Annotated in this window: 10 protein-coding genes; 8 read left to right on the forward strand and 2 right to left on the reverse strand. The window is 54.2% G+C overall.

Annotated elements, in window-relative coordinates; all coding sequences use genetic code 11:
- Nucleotides 1-160: 160 nt before the first annotated feature.
- On the reverse strand, nt 161-1378 hold the full coding sequence (locus tag B036_RS0108765) for a HupE/UreJ family protein (protein WP_026231821.1): 1218 nt from the start codon (nt 1376-1378) through the stop codon (nt 161-163).
- An 86-nt stretch (nt 1379-1464) separates the two neighbouring features.
- Complete coding sequence (locus B036_RS0108770; RefSeq protein ID WP_083926165.1) at nt 1465-3297, reverse strand: ABC transporter ATP-binding protein; 1833 nt, start codon at nt 3295-3297, stop codon at nt 1465-1467.
- A 270-nt stretch (nt 3298-3567) separates the two neighbouring features.
- On the opposite strand from B036_RS0108770, the gene B036_RS0108775 reads away from it, so the two are divergent.
- The 8 genes from B036_RS0108775 to wecB all read left to right on the forward strand — a co-directional run bounded on the left by B036_RS0108775 (nt 3568) and on the right by wecB (nt 16059).
- Nucleotides 3568-5829, forward strand: a complete 2262-nt coding sequence (locus B036_RS0108775; RefSeq protein ID WP_020568330.1) for a TonB-dependent receptor — start codon at nt 3568-3570, stop codon at nt 5827-5829.
- A gap of 215 nt (nt 5830-6044) precedes the next feature.
- Nucleotides 6045-7196 (forward strand): acyl-CoA dehydrogenase family protein, encoded by a 1152-nt coding sequence (locus B036_RS0108780; RefSeq protein WP_020568331.1) that lies wholly within the window; start codon nt 6045-6047, stop codon nt 7194-7196.
- Nucleotides 7193-8767, forward strand: coding sequence for an amino acid adenylation domain-containing protein (locus tag B036_RS28620; protein WP_020568332.1), 1575 nt, complete (start codon nt 7193-7195; stop codon nt 8765-8767). The genes B036_RS0108780 and B036_RS28620 overlap by 4 nt, the downstream gene beginning before the upstream one ends.
- A gap of 158 nt (nt 8768-8925) precedes the next feature.
- A complete protein-coding gene (locus B036_RS28625) occupies nt 8926-9165 on the forward strand; it encodes an acyl carrier protein (protein WP_020568333.1) in 240 nt (79 codons plus the stop codon).
- Nucleotides 9166-9495: 330 nt separating this feature from the next.
- Nucleotides 9496-12603: a non-ribosomal peptide synthetase gene (locus B036_RS0108795; RefSeq protein ID WP_020568334.1), complete on the forward strand. Its 3108-nt coding sequence runs from the start codon at nt 9496-9498 to the stop codon at nt 12601-12603.
- A gap of 1 nt (nt 12604) precedes the next feature.
- Nucleotides 12605-13951 carry a nucleotide disphospho-sugar-binding domain-containing protein gene (locus B036_RS0108800; RefSeq protein WP_020568335.1) on the forward strand — a complete coding sequence of 449 codons (1347 nt, stop codon included), beginning with the start codon at nt 12605-12607 and terminating at the stop codon, nt 13949-13951.
- Between the two features lie 20 nt (nt 13952-13971).
- Nucleotides 13972-14850 (forward strand): alpha-1,2-fucosyltransferase, encoded by an 879-nt coding sequence (locus B036_RS0108805; protein ID WP_020568336.1) that lies wholly within the window; start codon nt 13972-13974, stop codon nt 14848-14850.
- Between the two features lie 102 nt (nt 14851-14952).
- A complete protein-coding gene (gene wecB, locus B036_RS0108810; RefSeq protein WP_044102228.1) occupies nt 14953-16059 on the forward strand; it encodes a non-hydrolyzing UDP-N-acetylglucosamine 2-epimerase in 1107 nt (368 codons plus the stop codon).
- Nucleotides 16060-16095 lie beyond the last annotated feature (36 nt).

Here is a 16095-nt window from a genome sequence, read left to right on the forward strand (position 1 = left end):
GGGTCGCTTTGCTCCCGTTGCAGGGGTTGCAGGGTCGCTTCGCTCCCGTTACAAGGGTTGCGGGGTTACTTCGCTCCCGTTGCACTGGCTGGAAATATAAGGGCCGGTAACCACTGCAACCTGCAACCTGCAACCCCTGCAACCGGGAGCGGAGCGACCCCTACATTCCGAAGATGTTCTTAAAGAGGTCGAAGAATTTAAAGTTGAAATCAAAGGCCCGTTCAACGACCCAGTGCATGGCCATGAGGATGAGGAAGATAGAACCCCAGAAAATGAAGTACGGGTAAAACTTCGTTTTACGAATGAAGAACAGGATGGGGAAGATGGCACAAACGATGAGTACCTGTCCTAGTTCTACCCCGACGTTGAAGCCGAGAAGCGAATAAGCCATATAATCACCGCTAAGGCCTTTTTCACCAAGCACGCTGGCAAAGCCGAAGCCATGAAATAAGCCGAAAACGAAGGTGATGATCCATTCTTTAGCCTTGAAGATCGGCACGATGTTGTGAAACGCTGCTACGGCAATGGAGAAGGCGATGATGCTTTCTACCAGCCTGGAATTGAGTTCGACCCAACCGAAGGAGGCTATGGCCAGGGTGATGGAGTGCGCTACGGTAAAGGCCGTCACGATTTTGAGAATGTACAGGAAGGCGGACTTGAAGTCGGATACCGGAACCCATTCCCAGGCTTTGCCGCCGTCGGCGAGTACGGTCTTTGGCCGGCGCCGAACCACGGACGGAATGATGAGGGCAACCAGGAAGAGGATGTGATCGAGCCCAATCCAGATGTGCCACATGCCAAGTTTAACCAGTGCGGTGAAGCCTTGCCAGACGGAACCATTCGTCAGGTCCAGCGATTGCTCCGTGGTACCCTTATCGAAAATGGCAGATAACCGGGAGTAGTTAGACAGGATCCCCGCTTTCCAGTTGTGCTCCTGGATGAGCCCGCCGGAATGGTTGGGAGACACATCAAAAAGCAGCTCGTACCTGATGTTGAGTTCGTCCGGAACTTCCGTCAGGCCGTCCAGGACGAAGTTCAACCGAATGAAATCCTCTTCATCTTCAAGGTTGACCACCTCAACATCGGTAAATCGGATGATATATGCCTGGCCTGCGGCAAAAGAGGACCTGCTTTTGATGTAGGCCCGCAGCTGGTCGAGGTAAGGTTCCATCGCAGCCATTGACATTGGTTTGGTCAGTTCACTACCGACGGCCAGGTTAATGTCCGGCATGGAGATTTCGTACCGCCCCCTGATGTTGTCTTTATAGATGTTGAGGTACAGGTAGCTTTGATCCGGGGCGTGGGCCTCAGCGGAAAAAGGAAGCAAAAAGCAAAAGGCCAGCAGTAAAGCCAGCAATGGTCGGAACGTAATTTTCATTTCTCTTTAGTATCTTTAGTATGATCTCTGTTTGAACCCGAAAGGAGGGGAATGGCACCAATAATCTTTTATCAAAGGATCAGCCGTTAAACGGACCGTGCCATTTCCTGAAAGCTTTCACTTTTCGCTTCCAATTCCGCAAAAGTACCACTGGCAGAGATTACCCCGTCCCGGACCAGGAATATCCGATCAGCATGGCGGACGGTGGATAAGCGGTGCGCGATGACAATTGTGGTGATCTCCTGGGGTAGGTTATTGAGTGATTCTATGATGCCTCGTTCCGTTACATTATCCAGGGCGCTGGTAGCTTCGTCGAGGACAAGGACGGCCGGTTGATGGAAAAAGGCTCGGGCCAGGCCCAACCGTTGGCGTTGTCCGCCACTGAGGCGGACCCCTTTTTCTCCAATCATGGTATGATAACCATTGGTAAGTTCCTCCGAAATGAAATCATGGATGTCGGCCATTTTCGCTGCTTCCTGCAGACGAGCTTCTTCAGCTTCGGTCAGCGTTTCTTTCAGGGAGATATTACGCGCTGCAGTATCGTCGAAAAGAAAAACATCTTGTGGTACATAAGCAATGGCGCTTCTCCAGGAGGAGAGCAGATTGGAGGTAAGCGGGGTCTGGTCAATTTTGACGGCCCCTTTATCGGCGCTGAGTAATCCGACAATGAGGTCGACGAGCGTAGTTTTACCAGAGCCGGTAGCCCCAACAAAAGCTACTGTTTCCCCTTGCCTGATGGTAAGGTTGATGTCCTGAAGGGTAGGACGCTCATTGTTTTCGTAGGTAAACGTCAGATTTTCCAGACTGATGGAGTTACGCAGCACAAGCTGGTTACTGGCCTCTTTCACGTTTGAGTTGGTATTGATTGTCGGCCGGGGCATCGCCTTAGACACGTTCTTTTTGCCCGAGGTAACGTACAGCGCATCGTAAAGCTTGTCGATCACCGGCCAGGTGTGAACCAGCTTTCCGATAGCGGCGAACCCGGACTGGAGTGCCGGCAGCAACCGGTAACCGGCAACGGCATACAAACTTAGCTTGGGGATGATGTTGGCAATGTCTCCAACCGTCAGATATAAGTGAATGGTGACAACTACGATGGCGCTGAAAGCAAGTACTTCGAGAATATATTTTGGGGCGGAAACCGTGACGTTGTAACTGGGTTGAATGTCACAGAATTCACGGGAGGCCGCTTCGTAACGATCCGCAAAAAAAGAGTCGCGGTCAAACACTTGCACGGTTTTGATCCCGTCAAAGAGTTGGATGACACTTTGGTAACGTTTAACGGTAAGGTCAATGCGTTTTTCACCAATTTGCCGCAGGTAGCGGCGCTGAAACAGGAAAATGATGGTATAGGCCGTACCCAGAGCTCCGAACATGACCAACGCAACTTTCACGTCAACCCAAAGCAGCAAACTGAAAATGATGATGGAAACCAAACCACGGGAGAAAACCTCAATGACGGGCAGAATTACACCGTTGGTGAGGTGAGTAGTCTCTCCAATGACGAAAGCCGTAAACTCCGTCGTATTCCTGTGGAGAAAGTACTCGTAGGGGCGGGCGAGGTAGGCTTTGAGCAACCTTACGCTCACTTGGTGAGACACGCTCCAGGAAGTCTTGTATTGTAACCAGGTTTTGAAAACGGAGAAAGCATTAGTCAGACACAGTAACCCGATTACGGCCACACCGGCCCAGATCATCATTTCCCGAATATTCTCAAAAGCAAGCGTAACGTAAACCTCGTGCAGGAACTCGCTCCGGTCAACGATACCGGGGTCTGCAACCAACTGGATGAAGGGGAGTACGGAGACAACTCCGACAACTTCAAGAATCGACATAACGAATACGACCACGGCAAGGAAGCTAAATTTTCGACGTTCTGCCGACGTCAACATCCTCCAGACTTTTCTGAATCCCGTCATAGGTTTAGTTTTGCACCCTGTAAGAACCTAATTACGTTCTCTTGCACTTAAAATCGAGGCAAGGTACGCAAGTAAGTAAGGATTCGGATTGGAAATGGTTTTGAAACGGTGATGAAGCTGTTCAAAACAGGGCCCTGATTGTCCTAAAAGCCGTTAAAAGAATCCGAAATCCGGAATCCACGTCTAAAAGTCCCCAATCTCAAAAACCAACCCCAACGTTTTTACGTAACGTAGGCTAAATCAAGAAACTTTTTTAACAACTAACTACACATGCATCCATTTTACGCCTTTTGCAAACCAAGGACAGCGGAGCTTTTTCCTAAGCTGATTTCCTTATTTGTACTCCTGCTTTTTATGCAGACGCTCAGTGCACAGGACATCCGAGGTAAAGTCACCAGTGTCAAAAACGAACCACTGATCGGAGCTTACGTGCTGGTGAAAAGTACCGACGTTCATACCCACAGCGATGAGAACGGCAGCTTTCTGCTCCGCGGCGCTTCGCTGGGAGATACCCTGGTGATCAGCTACCTCGGTTTTGAACCCGAGCGCGTTATTGTGACTGATTTTTCTGAAAGGCTTGACCTGAAGCTGGAATCCTCCTCCTTTAACCTGGGGCAGGTAACCGTCAGGAACAACAACCGCCAGACCAACATCGTCTCCGCCATTGACGTAGAGATCGATCCGGTTCGTTCTTCACAGGAAATCCTGCGTAAAGTGCCGGGCCTCTTTATCGGCCAACATGCCGGCGGAGGTAAAGCAGAACAAATCTTCTTGCGGGGTTTTGACATCGATCACGGTACCGATATTGCCATTTCCGTTGACGGGATGCCCGTAAACATGGTTTCTCACGCACACGGACAGGGCTACGCTGACATGCACTTCGTTATCCCCGAAACCATCGAAAAGATTGACTTCGGGAAAGGCCCTTATAATGCCGATAAGGGGAATTTTAATACAGCAGGTTACGTCGATTTCCGGACTAAGGACAGGCTGGAATCTTCCCAGTTCAGCCTGCAAACGGGCAGTTTCAACAGCTACCGTGCACTAGGTATGTTTAACCTGATTGATACGACCGATCGCCACGCTTACATTGCTGCTGAGTACCTGACCACTGACGGACCTTTCGAGTCATCGCAGAATTTTTACCGGAACAACTTCATGGGTAAGTACTCCCAGCGCCTGAACAACGGTACCAACTTCTCCGTGTTGGCGTCGCACTTCAGTAGTGAATGGGATGCTTCGGGCCAGGTTCCTCAACGGGCCGTCGATGATGGCACGATCACCCGGTTTGGGGCCATCGATGATACGGAAGGCGGGAATACCAGCCGGACTAATCTTGCGATTGAACTCAGCCATGTAATGGAGGACAACTCCTTCGTGAAAAGCAACTTTTACTACTCCCTCTACGACTTCGAACTGTTCTCCAACTTCACCTTCTTCCTGGAGGATCCGGTTAATGGAGACCAGATCCGTCAGTTCGAAGATCGGGAAATGTTCGGCTTTGAGTCCAGCTGGAATAAGGTGGCTTATTTGGGTCCCAACGAAGTACTCTTCCGGGTCGGTACCGGCCTGAGGGCCGACCGGGTGAAGGACAACCAACTCGCTCGTACCAAGAACCGCAACGAAATTTTGGAGTACCTGCAGTTTGGTGATGTGGACGAGAAAAACATCTACCTCTTCGCCGACGCGGAAATTGACGCCGGAGACTTCGTCATCCGCCCGGGATTGAGGTACGATTACTTTACCTACAACTATGAAGATAAGCTGGACTCTCTCTACAGTCCGCAGACACAGGATAAGGGCCTGCTGGCCCCCAAGCTGGCGGTGATCTACAATGCTACCAACAACGTCCAACTGTTTGCTAAAGCAGGTGTCGGTTTCCATTCCAACGATACGCGCGTAGTGTTGGAGCAGGATGACCGGAGAATTCTGCCTGCGGCCTTCGGTGTAGACTTGGGCTCCGTATTTAAACCCGCACGGCGGGTAGTGGCCAACGTGGCGCTTTGGGCGCTGGAACTCCAGCAAGAGTTTGTGTACGTCGGCGACGCCGGCATAGTAGAACCAAGCGGCCGCAGCCGCCGCTACGGTGTGGACCTCGGCCTGCGCTATCAGGTTAAGGATTGGCTGTTCGCCAACATTGATGCGAACTACGCCTACGGCCGCGCCCTGGAAGAATCTGAAGGAGAAGACCGTATCCCACTGGCTCCCGTTTACACAGCGGTGGGTGGTGTAAACGCCGTTACCGGCAGGTTTAAAGGCGGTGTGCAGTTTCGTTACATTGCTGACCGGCCGGCCAACGAAGACAACAGCATCATTGCTGATGGCTACACCATCGTTGACCTTAATGCCAACTATGACTTCAACCCATTTTCTATTGGGTTGAGCATCGAAAACCTGTTCGACGTAGATTGGAAGGAAACACAATTCGCCACGGAGTCCCGCCTTCGGAACGAACTCACCAGCGTGGAAGAAATTCACTTTACGCCCGGTGCGCCGTTCTTCTTACGGGGGACGCTGCGGTACTCGTTTTAGCGCCAGTTGTTTTCTCATCCGATGTATCTTTTTCAAAGGCGATAGCCGGAGATAAAAGTTCATCGGATGAGAAAACGAACTGCTTCCTAAACCTCCCCCCGCACCCGCGTCCCCGCCCAAATAACGACCTTTAGCCCGGGAGAAGATCGGAAATCGGTTACTGAAACCTGATTACTGCCGCTGAAACCTGACTACTTATAACTGAATACTACGAAATGGACTTCTCCTGGCCTCAGGAATACCTCGATTATAAAGCGCGCGTGGCCGCCTTCGCCACCGCTGAGCTCAGTGGGGAAAGTCGCGAGAACGATGCCACACAGACTTTTCCGCGCCACTTGTGGGAAGCCTGTGCAGCCTTCGGTATTCAGGGGTTATCGCTGCCCAAAGCTTATGGAGGAAAACTGGAAGAAGTCGACTTTATGCGGGCGTTACTTGCCATGGAGGCCCTTGGCTATGGCTGTACGGACAACGGTCTTGCCTTTGCGCTCAATGCGCAGATGTGGACGGTCCAAACGCCCATTCTGCATTTTGGCAGCGAAGCACAGAAGCAAAAATACCTGCCTGGCATGGCCGCTGGTAAAATCATCGGCGCACACGCCCTGACTGAACCCGAAGCGGGGTCGGACATCATGAGCATGCAGCTGGCGGCAGTGAAAGCGGAAGGCGGCTACCGCCTCACCGGCACCAAGCACCTGATTACCCTGGCACCCCTGGCGGATGTGGTCCTGGTCTTTGCTAAAACCAACCCAAAACTCGGCGGGTGGGGAATCTCTGCTTTTCTGGTCGACCGGGGAACACCGGGGTTCACGACCAGCGATAAAATGGATAAAATGGGCATGCGCTCCATCCACATCGGCAGCCTGCACTTCGATGATTGTTTTGTGCCCGCCGACGCACTGGTGGGCGGCGAAGGCCTGGGCTTTTCGATCATGAACCACTCTTTGGAGTATGACCGCTGTGCCATTCTGGCCAGTCAGCTCGGCGCCATGGAGCGGCAGCTTGACGGGGCGATTAAATTTGCGCGGGAGCGCAAACAATTCGGTAAATCCATCGGCAGTTTTCAGGCCGTCTCCCACCGGATTGCCGACATGAAATTGCGGCTGGAAACTTCTCGTCTCTTACTTTATAAAACCGCCTGGCTCAAGCAGCGGGGCGACGCTGCCCGCCTTGAAGCGGCGCTCCTGAAACTCCAACTCAGCGAAGCCTTTGTGGCGTCCAGCCTCGACGCGGTTCGGACCTACGGGGGCGGCGCCTACCTGGGGAATGGAGGCGTGGAACGTGACCTGCGTGATGCCGTGGGGGGTGTTTTGTATGCCGGCACCTCCGATATCCAGAAGAACATCATCGCCAAATTTCTCGGCCTTTGATTTACCTTTTACCGCATACCGTATTTTCCTCAGCGGAGCGATTTCCGAAGAAAACAGCCTTTGTTTGTGGTAAGGAGCAACTCACTTACCGTGGGTTGGCCGACCGGGTGCAGCAACTGGCGCACCTGCTTCGCGAGCAGGGGGTGAAGCCTGGCGATCGCGTCGGTATTTATCTTCACCGGAGCATCGAAACAGCGGTGGCGATTTACGGTATTTTACGAGCTGGCGCGGTGTACGTTCCGCTCAGCCCGAAGGCGCCGCCGGAGCGCAACGCTTTCGTAGTGGAAGATTGTGGGATCAAAATTTTGGTAACCCACCCGTCTCAACATCGTAACCTGCAGCGTCTTTTAGCGGCGCGGACGCAGGTGCAAACCATCATCGGTGGGCGCAAGGTGGAGGACGGCAACGTTACCGTTTTTAACTGGGAGGATGTTGCGGAAGCTTCCACCACTAACTGGGCGCCACCCCGGCAGGTAGAAACCGACCTGGCCTACATCATTTACACCTCCGGCTCTACGGGTAAACCCAAGGGCATCATGCACAGCCACGCCAGCGGCCTGGCTTTTGCCCGCAACGCCGTGACCCGGTATGAACTGGGGCCCGATGACCGCTTTGGGAACCACGCACCGATTTATTTTGACATCTCCCAGTTAGCCTACTTCGGTGCACCGCTCGTTGGCGCTACCGCCATCATTGCCACCGACGCCGAAACGATCTTCCCCGCCAGCCTTGGCCAATTGATGGCCCGGGAGCGAATGACCGTTTGGTACTCCGTCCCCCTGGCCCTCAGCCAACTGCTCAACGCCGGGGTCACCGACGGCCTCGACCTGAGCACCCTGCACACCATCCTGTACGCCGGTGAGCCCCTGGCGCCCAAGTACGTCCGCCGACTGATGGAAACCTGCCCCCAGGCCACCATCGGTAACCTTTATGGTCCGGCCGAAACCAACGTCTGTACCTGCTACGACATCCCCGCTCCGCCGCCAAACGACGATCCGATCCCGATCGGTGAAGTCTGGCAAAATACCGACCGGCTCCTCCTCAATGAAAACGATGAACCCGTTGAACCAGGACAACCGGGAGAATTACTCATTCACGCAACCACCCAAATGCTCGGCTACTGGAACCTGCCAGAGCAGTCGGCCAGCGCATGGTTCCACCAGCAGCTGCCAGGCCGGCCCGAACGCAAATTCTACCGGACCGGAGACCTGGTGCGGGAAGGCGAAAACGGCCTGCTTCATTTCCTTGGCCGGCGGGACCACCAGGTCAAAGTCCGGGGTTACCGCGTAGAACTCGGTGCCGTGGAAAGCCAGCTGCTGACCCACCCAGCCGTCGGCGAAGCCGTCGCGCTAACGCTTGAAACAGAAGACGATGCCCTTACGCTTGTCGCAGCTGTCGTGCTGAAAAACGACTTGGCTACAACGGAGAAAGACATAATTACGTACTTGAAGGAGCAGTTGCCCTGGTACGCTGTTCCGGAAACATTGTACCTGTTTCCTGGTTTCCCCCGTACTGCTACGGATAAGGTGGACCGGGGAAAGGTGAAGGCCATGCTGACGCCTGGCACTTGATCTGGTTGCCGCAAAAAATCTTTAAGGTCTTGTTCCCCGGCACTTGTGCCGGCTCTTATAACAAACCGGCACAAGTGCCGGGGAACAAATGCCAATCTCTTAGTCAAAACCCCGTTATTGCGCCCTGCAACCTGTCCTTACGCCATCAAACTGATAAAATGAAAGAATTAATAACCAATTACATCATCAACGAAATCCATGGCGGAGACCCCGACCTGGAGATCGCTCCGGAAGACGACCTCCTGGGCAGCGGCCTGCTTGGTTCCATGGAGATGATGCGACTGGTGGAACACCTGGAACAGACCTACAACTTCCGGGTAGCCCCTCAGGACATGGCCATCGAGAACTTTATGACCATTGAGGCGATGACCAACTACGTGACTCGCGTCACGGCCTGATCGAGAAGTTGCAGGGTCGCTTCGCTCCCAGTTGCAATGGTTGCAGGTTGCAGGTTGCAGGTGTTGCAGGTCTTTATTTATCTTTTCCCTGCAACCCCTGCAACGTGAGCGAAGCGAATCCTGCAACGTGAGCGAAGCGAATCCTGCAACGTGAGCGAAGCGATCCTGCAACGTGAGCGAAGCGAATCCTGCAACGTGAGCGAAGCGATCCTGCAACGTGAGCGAAGCGATCCTGCAACGTGAGCGAAGCGAATCCTGCAACGTGAGCGAAGCGAATCCTGCAACAGGCGCGAAGCGCCCCTGCAACATGAACGAAGTGAATCCAGCAACATGAGCGAAGCGAATTCCCTAACAAGAAGTCAAACCTGGATATGGGCCGGCCAGCAACTACTGCCCGCCAGCCCCATGAACAATATGGCGTTCACCTTTGCCGTAGGGCAGGTGGAGGAGGTGCATTTCGTGTCCGCCATCCGGCAGATGATTAGGGAATGTGAGGCGATGCACCTGCAGTTTAGGGAGGAAGCCGGTCAGCCAGCTCAATTCCTTGGCACGGAGCGGGAACCGCAGTTGGAGGTGTTAACCGATATTAAGGGAAATGCGGAGGAGATCGTAAAGTGGTGCGAGCGACGTTGCGCCACGACTAGTTTTTCCCTCGACGGAAAGCTGTACGATACGGTACTGATCCGGGGAGCCGACCGCCAATACACCTGGTACCTGAACCAACACCACCTCATTACTGACGGTTGGGGCAAAGCCCTGCAGGTACAATACGTGATGGCTTGCTACGCCGCCCTGCAAGCGGGCGAAGCGGCACCAGCACCCAATTTCGCTCCCTATACTGATTACCTGATCAACCCGCCGCAGCCAAAGCCTGCGGACCTGGCCTACTGGGACGCGAAAGCCAAAGAACTTCCCACCCCGCCGAAGTTGTACGGCCGCGGCAACCCCAACCGGGAAAGCCGTGCGTCCCGTTGGACGACCAGGCTGAGCGACGACCAGGCGAATCGCCTGGAGCAAGTGGTCATGGAACCGGACGTACGGAACTGGTCTGTGGATCTGGCACGGTTCACGGTGTTTGCCACCGTGCTCTACGCCTGGCAATATCGGGTCAGTGGGCAGCCAGAGCTGGTCTTCGGCAGTACGGCCCATAACCGGGTAACCGCCGCACACAAGCAAACACCGGGGCTGTTCATGGAGCTCTTTCCACAGTCGGTGACCATCGGGGAAGGCGAAACTTACGCCAGTCTTCTGCAAAAGGTGAAAGCAGCCACGATGGATTTTCTCCGGAACGCCAAACCCGGCAGCAGCACCCACGCACTTACCCAGAGTTTCAACGTGGTTTTGAACTACATCAACCAGGATTTTGGAAATGGAATAGGGGCATCAGAGTGGCTGCACTCCGGGCATACGGAGCCGGGCTTGCACCTGAGTTTGCAGATCTATGACTTTGAAGGAGCCGGGGTGCCGAGGTTGAGTTTTGACGTCAACGAAGCCGTGCTGGAACCGGCTTTTTATGGTCTGCCGGGGAAGCTTTACCTGGAGTTGTTGGATGAATTTTTGGCAGATCGGTCTTTGCCCCTAAACGCACCTTGCACCCGCGGCCGCGCCAAAACTGCCCGCTTTAATACCACCGACAAAAACCTGCACACTGACAAAACAATCGTCGACTTTTTTTACGAAACGGTAGACCAACACGCCCACCGCGTGGCCATCGTAGCCGCTAACGGACAACTCACTTTCGCTGAACTGGAAAGCCGTTCAAACCAGCTGGCCAACTACCTGCTGGCCGCCGGTTTGCAACCTGAAGAGCCCGTCGCGCTATGCGTCGACCGCTCAGTGGAAATGATGATCGGCCTGCTCGGCATTATGAAAGCCGGTGGCGCCTACGTGCCCATCGACCCGGAATACCCGGACCTGCGGGTGCAATATATCCTGGAAGACGTGGCGGCAAAATGGCTGCTGACCACCCAGGATCTTGCGGAGAAACTCCGCCCGCTGCACGATGGGAACTGCCTGCTACTCGACGATGAAACAACCAGTTTGGCCAATGCGCCGACCGACCGACCAAGCTACCGACCAAGTCTCAATGACCTCATTTACATCATCCACACGTCTGGTTCAACCGGACGCCCAAAGGGTGTGATGAACGAGCACAAGGGGCCGCTGAACCGGATTTTGTGGGGCCGTGATTTCTTCCGGGCAGACCCGGAAACTGACGTGCTGCTGCAAAAGACGACCTTCTGTTTCGATGTCTCGGTCTGGGAATTGTTCTGGCCGATGATCACCGGCATGAAGCTGGTTTTCGCCAAGCCAGGCGGACATAAGGATGACCGCTATCTCCGGGAAGTGATCCGGGAGCAAGGCGTTACGATTATGCACTTTGTGCCGCCGATGCTCGAGATTTTTCTCGACCAGCCTGCTGACTTGCCCTCGCTACGTCGCGTCTTTTGCAGCGGCGAAGCCCTGAAGCCTCATCAGGTAAATACCTTTAAAGAACGGTTCCCCAATACGGAACTGCACAACCTGTACGGTCCGACCGAAGCGGGTATTGAAGTGACGCATTGGATGGCACCGACCAGCGCCGGACACGTGGATCACGTGCCCATCGGCAAGCCCTTGCCCAACGTACCCTTATACATTCTGGATGAGGTGGGCAGGCACTGCCCCGTCGGTGTTCCCGGCGAACTTTACATTGGGGGCATCCAGGTGGCGCGCGGCTACTACGGTAAGCCGGAACTAACGGCGGAGCGTTTCGTGACCCGCAAGCTTTTTACCGATGCGCCAGCGGAAAGATTGTACAAAACCGGCGACCTGTCGCGCTGGCTTCCGACCGGAGAGATTGACTTTCTGGGGCGGATTGACAGTCAGGTAAAAGTCCGGGGTTTCCGGATCGAACTGGGAGAGATTGAGGCAGTACTGCTGGAAATGCCGGGGGTGGCGCGGACGCAGGTGCTAGCCAGAGACGAAGGCAAAGGGAGCTACCTCGTCGCTTACGTAGTGGCCGACGCCAGCTTCGCACCTACGAACGCAAAGACTTTCCTGGGCGAACGGCTGCCGGCGCACATGGTACCGGGCCACTTCCTGCAACTGCCGGAATTCCCGATGCTCAGCAACGGAAAGATCAACCGGGCCGCCCTGCCCTCACCAGCCCTAATTGGCGGACCTGCAGCCCACGAGGAACCCGCCAACGAATTCGAAGAAATACTCCTCGACGTCTGGAAAGACGCGCTGGCCCTGGACCGCATCGGGGTCACCACCAGCTTCCACGATCTGGGCGGGCACTCCCTCTCCGCCATCCGGTTGATCAACCGGGTCAACGAAGCCTTTGAACTGGACCTGGCGGCCAACACCATTTTTCGCTATCCGACTATCCGGGGACTGGCAACCCACGTGGAAGCGGTCATCCGCCAGTTGCTGGAGGAAATGAACGACGAATAGCGTGGGGCACATCTTCATTGTTACCACCGGCCTGACCGGCATCCTGAACGCGAGCTTCGAAATGGCCCGCCGGCTACAGCTGGCCGGGCATAAGGTGACGCTGGGCGCTCCGCGCCCGGTAGGCGATCGGGTTGCTGCCGAAGGGCTGAACTTTGAGGAGTTTCCCTTCATTAATGTTGATCCCGCCCCTCCGTTACCGAATACAGCCGGGAAGCTCCGCCGCATGTGGCTGCGGTTTGTCAACCAGAAACAACGACGGGCCGCTGCGCTGGAAAGTTACCGACCTTATGCCTTCAAGGAAGCCGTCGGCCGGCTGAATCCGGACTTGATCCTGATCGACATTGAACTCCACGAGTACATCTTCGCAGCCCGTGGGATAGACCGGGAATTCGTGCTCCTGAGCCAGTGGTATTCCACCTGGCGCCGACCCGGACTTCCCTATCTGCTAACAGATTCCATCCCTGGAAGAGGGGAAGACGGTACGCCCGCAGCCATCGATGCGCACTGGGAAACGGTAAAGCAACAGCGTACAAAGATGTTCCGGAAAATGGCGGCGCGCAGCTTTGGCACGGACCGCAGAAGTGTATTGCGTGAGCTTGCAAAAGAAAATGCATTCCCTTATGAGTATATCCAGGAAAACTGGTGGCCGGGCGTTTTTTCTTACAGTGGGTTACCGGCCATTTCGATGACGCCATTCGAGCTGGAGTTCCCACATGATCCAAGGCCGGCCCTGCATTACGTTGGGCCGATGGTGCACGAGGGGAGGGTAGAGCAAGCTGCCGTTAGCCACGGAGGGGAGGACATCGAAGAACTGCTGGCGGAGACAAAAGCTTCCGGCGCGAAGCTGATCCTCTGCACCGTAAGTACGATGAAGGCCGGTGATACAAGCTTCCTGCGGCGGCTGTTCGATGCCGTAACGGAACGACCGGATTGGCGGCTGTTCGTTGGTCTGGGCGGAAAGCTTGATCCCAGCACACTGGGCGGTATTCCATTCAACGTACATACTTTTTCCTACGTCCCACAGCTTCGGGTGCTGCGCGAGGCGGATCTGAGTATTAACCATGCTGGTATTCATACCATTCATGAATGTATTCACTTTGGTGTGCCGATGTTGGTGTACTCAGGAAAGGAATCCGATCAGCCGGGCTGTGCCGCCCGGGTGCATCACCACGGCCTTGGGCTGATGGCTGATAAGGACCTCGACGATGCAGGGACCATCAGGCGAAACATCGAACGGGTGCTGACGGACGAATCCTTCAAGGATAAAGTCCTGGCGATGCAATTAGCTTGCCGGGGCTATTCCGACAATGGTACCCTCGAGAAGACGGTGTCCACTTTTTTAAACTAACACAGATAGAGGCAGGGATTATGGTCATCGTAAGATTCAAAGGAGGGATGGGGAACCAAATGTTCCAGTATGCTTTAGGTCGGCAATTAGCAGCCGACCTCAATACCGGGCTGGTTTTCGATCCTACGAACCTGTTGTATCGCAACAACCCGCCGGATTTCGTTTACCGGAACTACGACCTGGACGTTTTTCAGCCGGATACTAATTTTTTGGCAACGCCAAAACTGTTAGCTCCTCTTTATAACCTACGGGTAGCGAAGTTGGGCCAGGGAATCAGCTGGCTGGTGACGCGGGGATATCCCGTAGTGAAAGAACCGCATTTTCATTTTGCTCCTGAAGTGCTGAGTACACCCCGGGAAGAAATGATTTACGACGGTTGGTGGCAAAGCCCTAAGTACTTCGCCGGAGAAGAGGCGCGGATACGAAACGATTTTCGTTTCAGCAGGGAGATCATCCCCGCATCCGAAGCATTACTTGAGCGGATTGAAAATTCCAATGCCATCTGTCTGAACGTACGCAGAACAGATTTTCTCAAAGTGGACACCCTGAATGCTACGGACCTCAACTACTTCCTCCGGGCGGCTGACCACCTGGGCAAGACGATAAATGAACCCCGCTTCTTTATCTTCTCCGACGACGTGGAGTGGTGCCGGGACAACCTTAAGCTGGATTTTCCGATGGAAGTCGTTGGCCACGAACACAAGGGATGGAAGTTCGGCAATTACTTGCAGCTGATGACCAAGTGCAAACACTTCATTATTCCCAACAGCTCCTTTGCCTGGTGGGCGGCGTGGCTGAATACCGGGCAGGATAAAAAGGTGGTAGCGCCCAAGAACTGGTTTACTGATCCGGGCATTGATACTTCTGATCTGGTGCCGGAGCAGTGGTTGCGGATGTGAGAAGTCAAGTTGTCAAGTTGTCGGGTTATCGAGTTGTCCCGACAACTCGATAACCCGACAACCTTTTCCCTACATTTGTTCGCCGATAAAATCAACCCCATGATCAAAATAATCTCCGTAGTAGGTGCCCGCCCGAATTTCATGAAAGTAGCCCCGCTGCACCGCGCCTTTGAGGCTTCGGGTAAAATTGAAAGCAAGATTGTTCACACAGGTCAGCATTATGATGCGAAGATGAGTGACATCTTTTTCAACCAGTTAGGGCTGCCACAACCGCATTACCATCTGGGTGTTGGCGGCGGGAGCCACACGTACCAGAAAGCGAACGTGATGCTGAAATTCGAGGAGGTATTGTTGAAAGAACAGCCCGATCTGGTACTGGTGGTAGGTGATGTGAACGCAACGACGGCCACTACGCTGGTCGCTGTAAAAATGGGCATTCCTGTCGCCCACGTAGAAGCAGGCCTGCGCAGCGGAGACCGGAAAATGCCCGAAGAAGTGAACCGGGTGGTGACTGATGCGATCTGTCAGTATCATTTCATTACGGAGCACAGCGGGCTGGTCAATCTGGCCCGGGAGAATACGCTGAGCAAAGGCGTTCATTTTGTGGGTAATGTGATGATTGACTCCCTGGTTTATTTCCGGGAGAAAGCAGCGGAAGGGACTACGCTGAGCGAGCTCGGCCTGGCGGCAAAGTCTTATCTCCTAACCACGATGCATCGACCGCACAATGTGGACAATCCTGAGGGGTTAAAAGACATTGTCAGCATCCTTCAACGGTGTGCCAGTCGCCTGCCCGTCGTCTTCCCCATGCACCCGCGTACGCGCAATAATCTGACTAAATATGGCCTGATGGACCAAGTGCTGGCCATCGAAAACCTCCACCTGCTGGAGCCACAGGGTTATCTGCAATTTTTGCAATTGATGGACAATGCCCGACTGATTGTCACTGATTCGGGGGGTATTCAGGAAGAAACCACCTACCTGCAAGTGCCCTGCCTGACCTTCCGGGACACCACCGAAAGGCCGATCACGGTAGAACTTGGTACTAACATCCTGATGGCTGATCTGAATCCTGATACGGTCATGGAAGAAGTGGACAACATCCTGGAGGGACGTGCTAAAACCGGCGTAATTCCACCGTTTTGGGATGGGCATGCTGCGGAGCGGATTTGTGGGATATTGTTGGGGGAACTTGAGGGTAACCATTAAGGTCATTTAGGCATTAAGTTCTACGTTAAGGAAGGG

The sequence above is a fragment of the Neolewinella persica DSM 23188 genome (genome assembly GCF_000373105.1).
Lineage (GTDB): Bacteria > Bacteroidota > Bacteroidia > Chitinophagales > Saprospiraceae > Neolewinella > Neolewinella persica.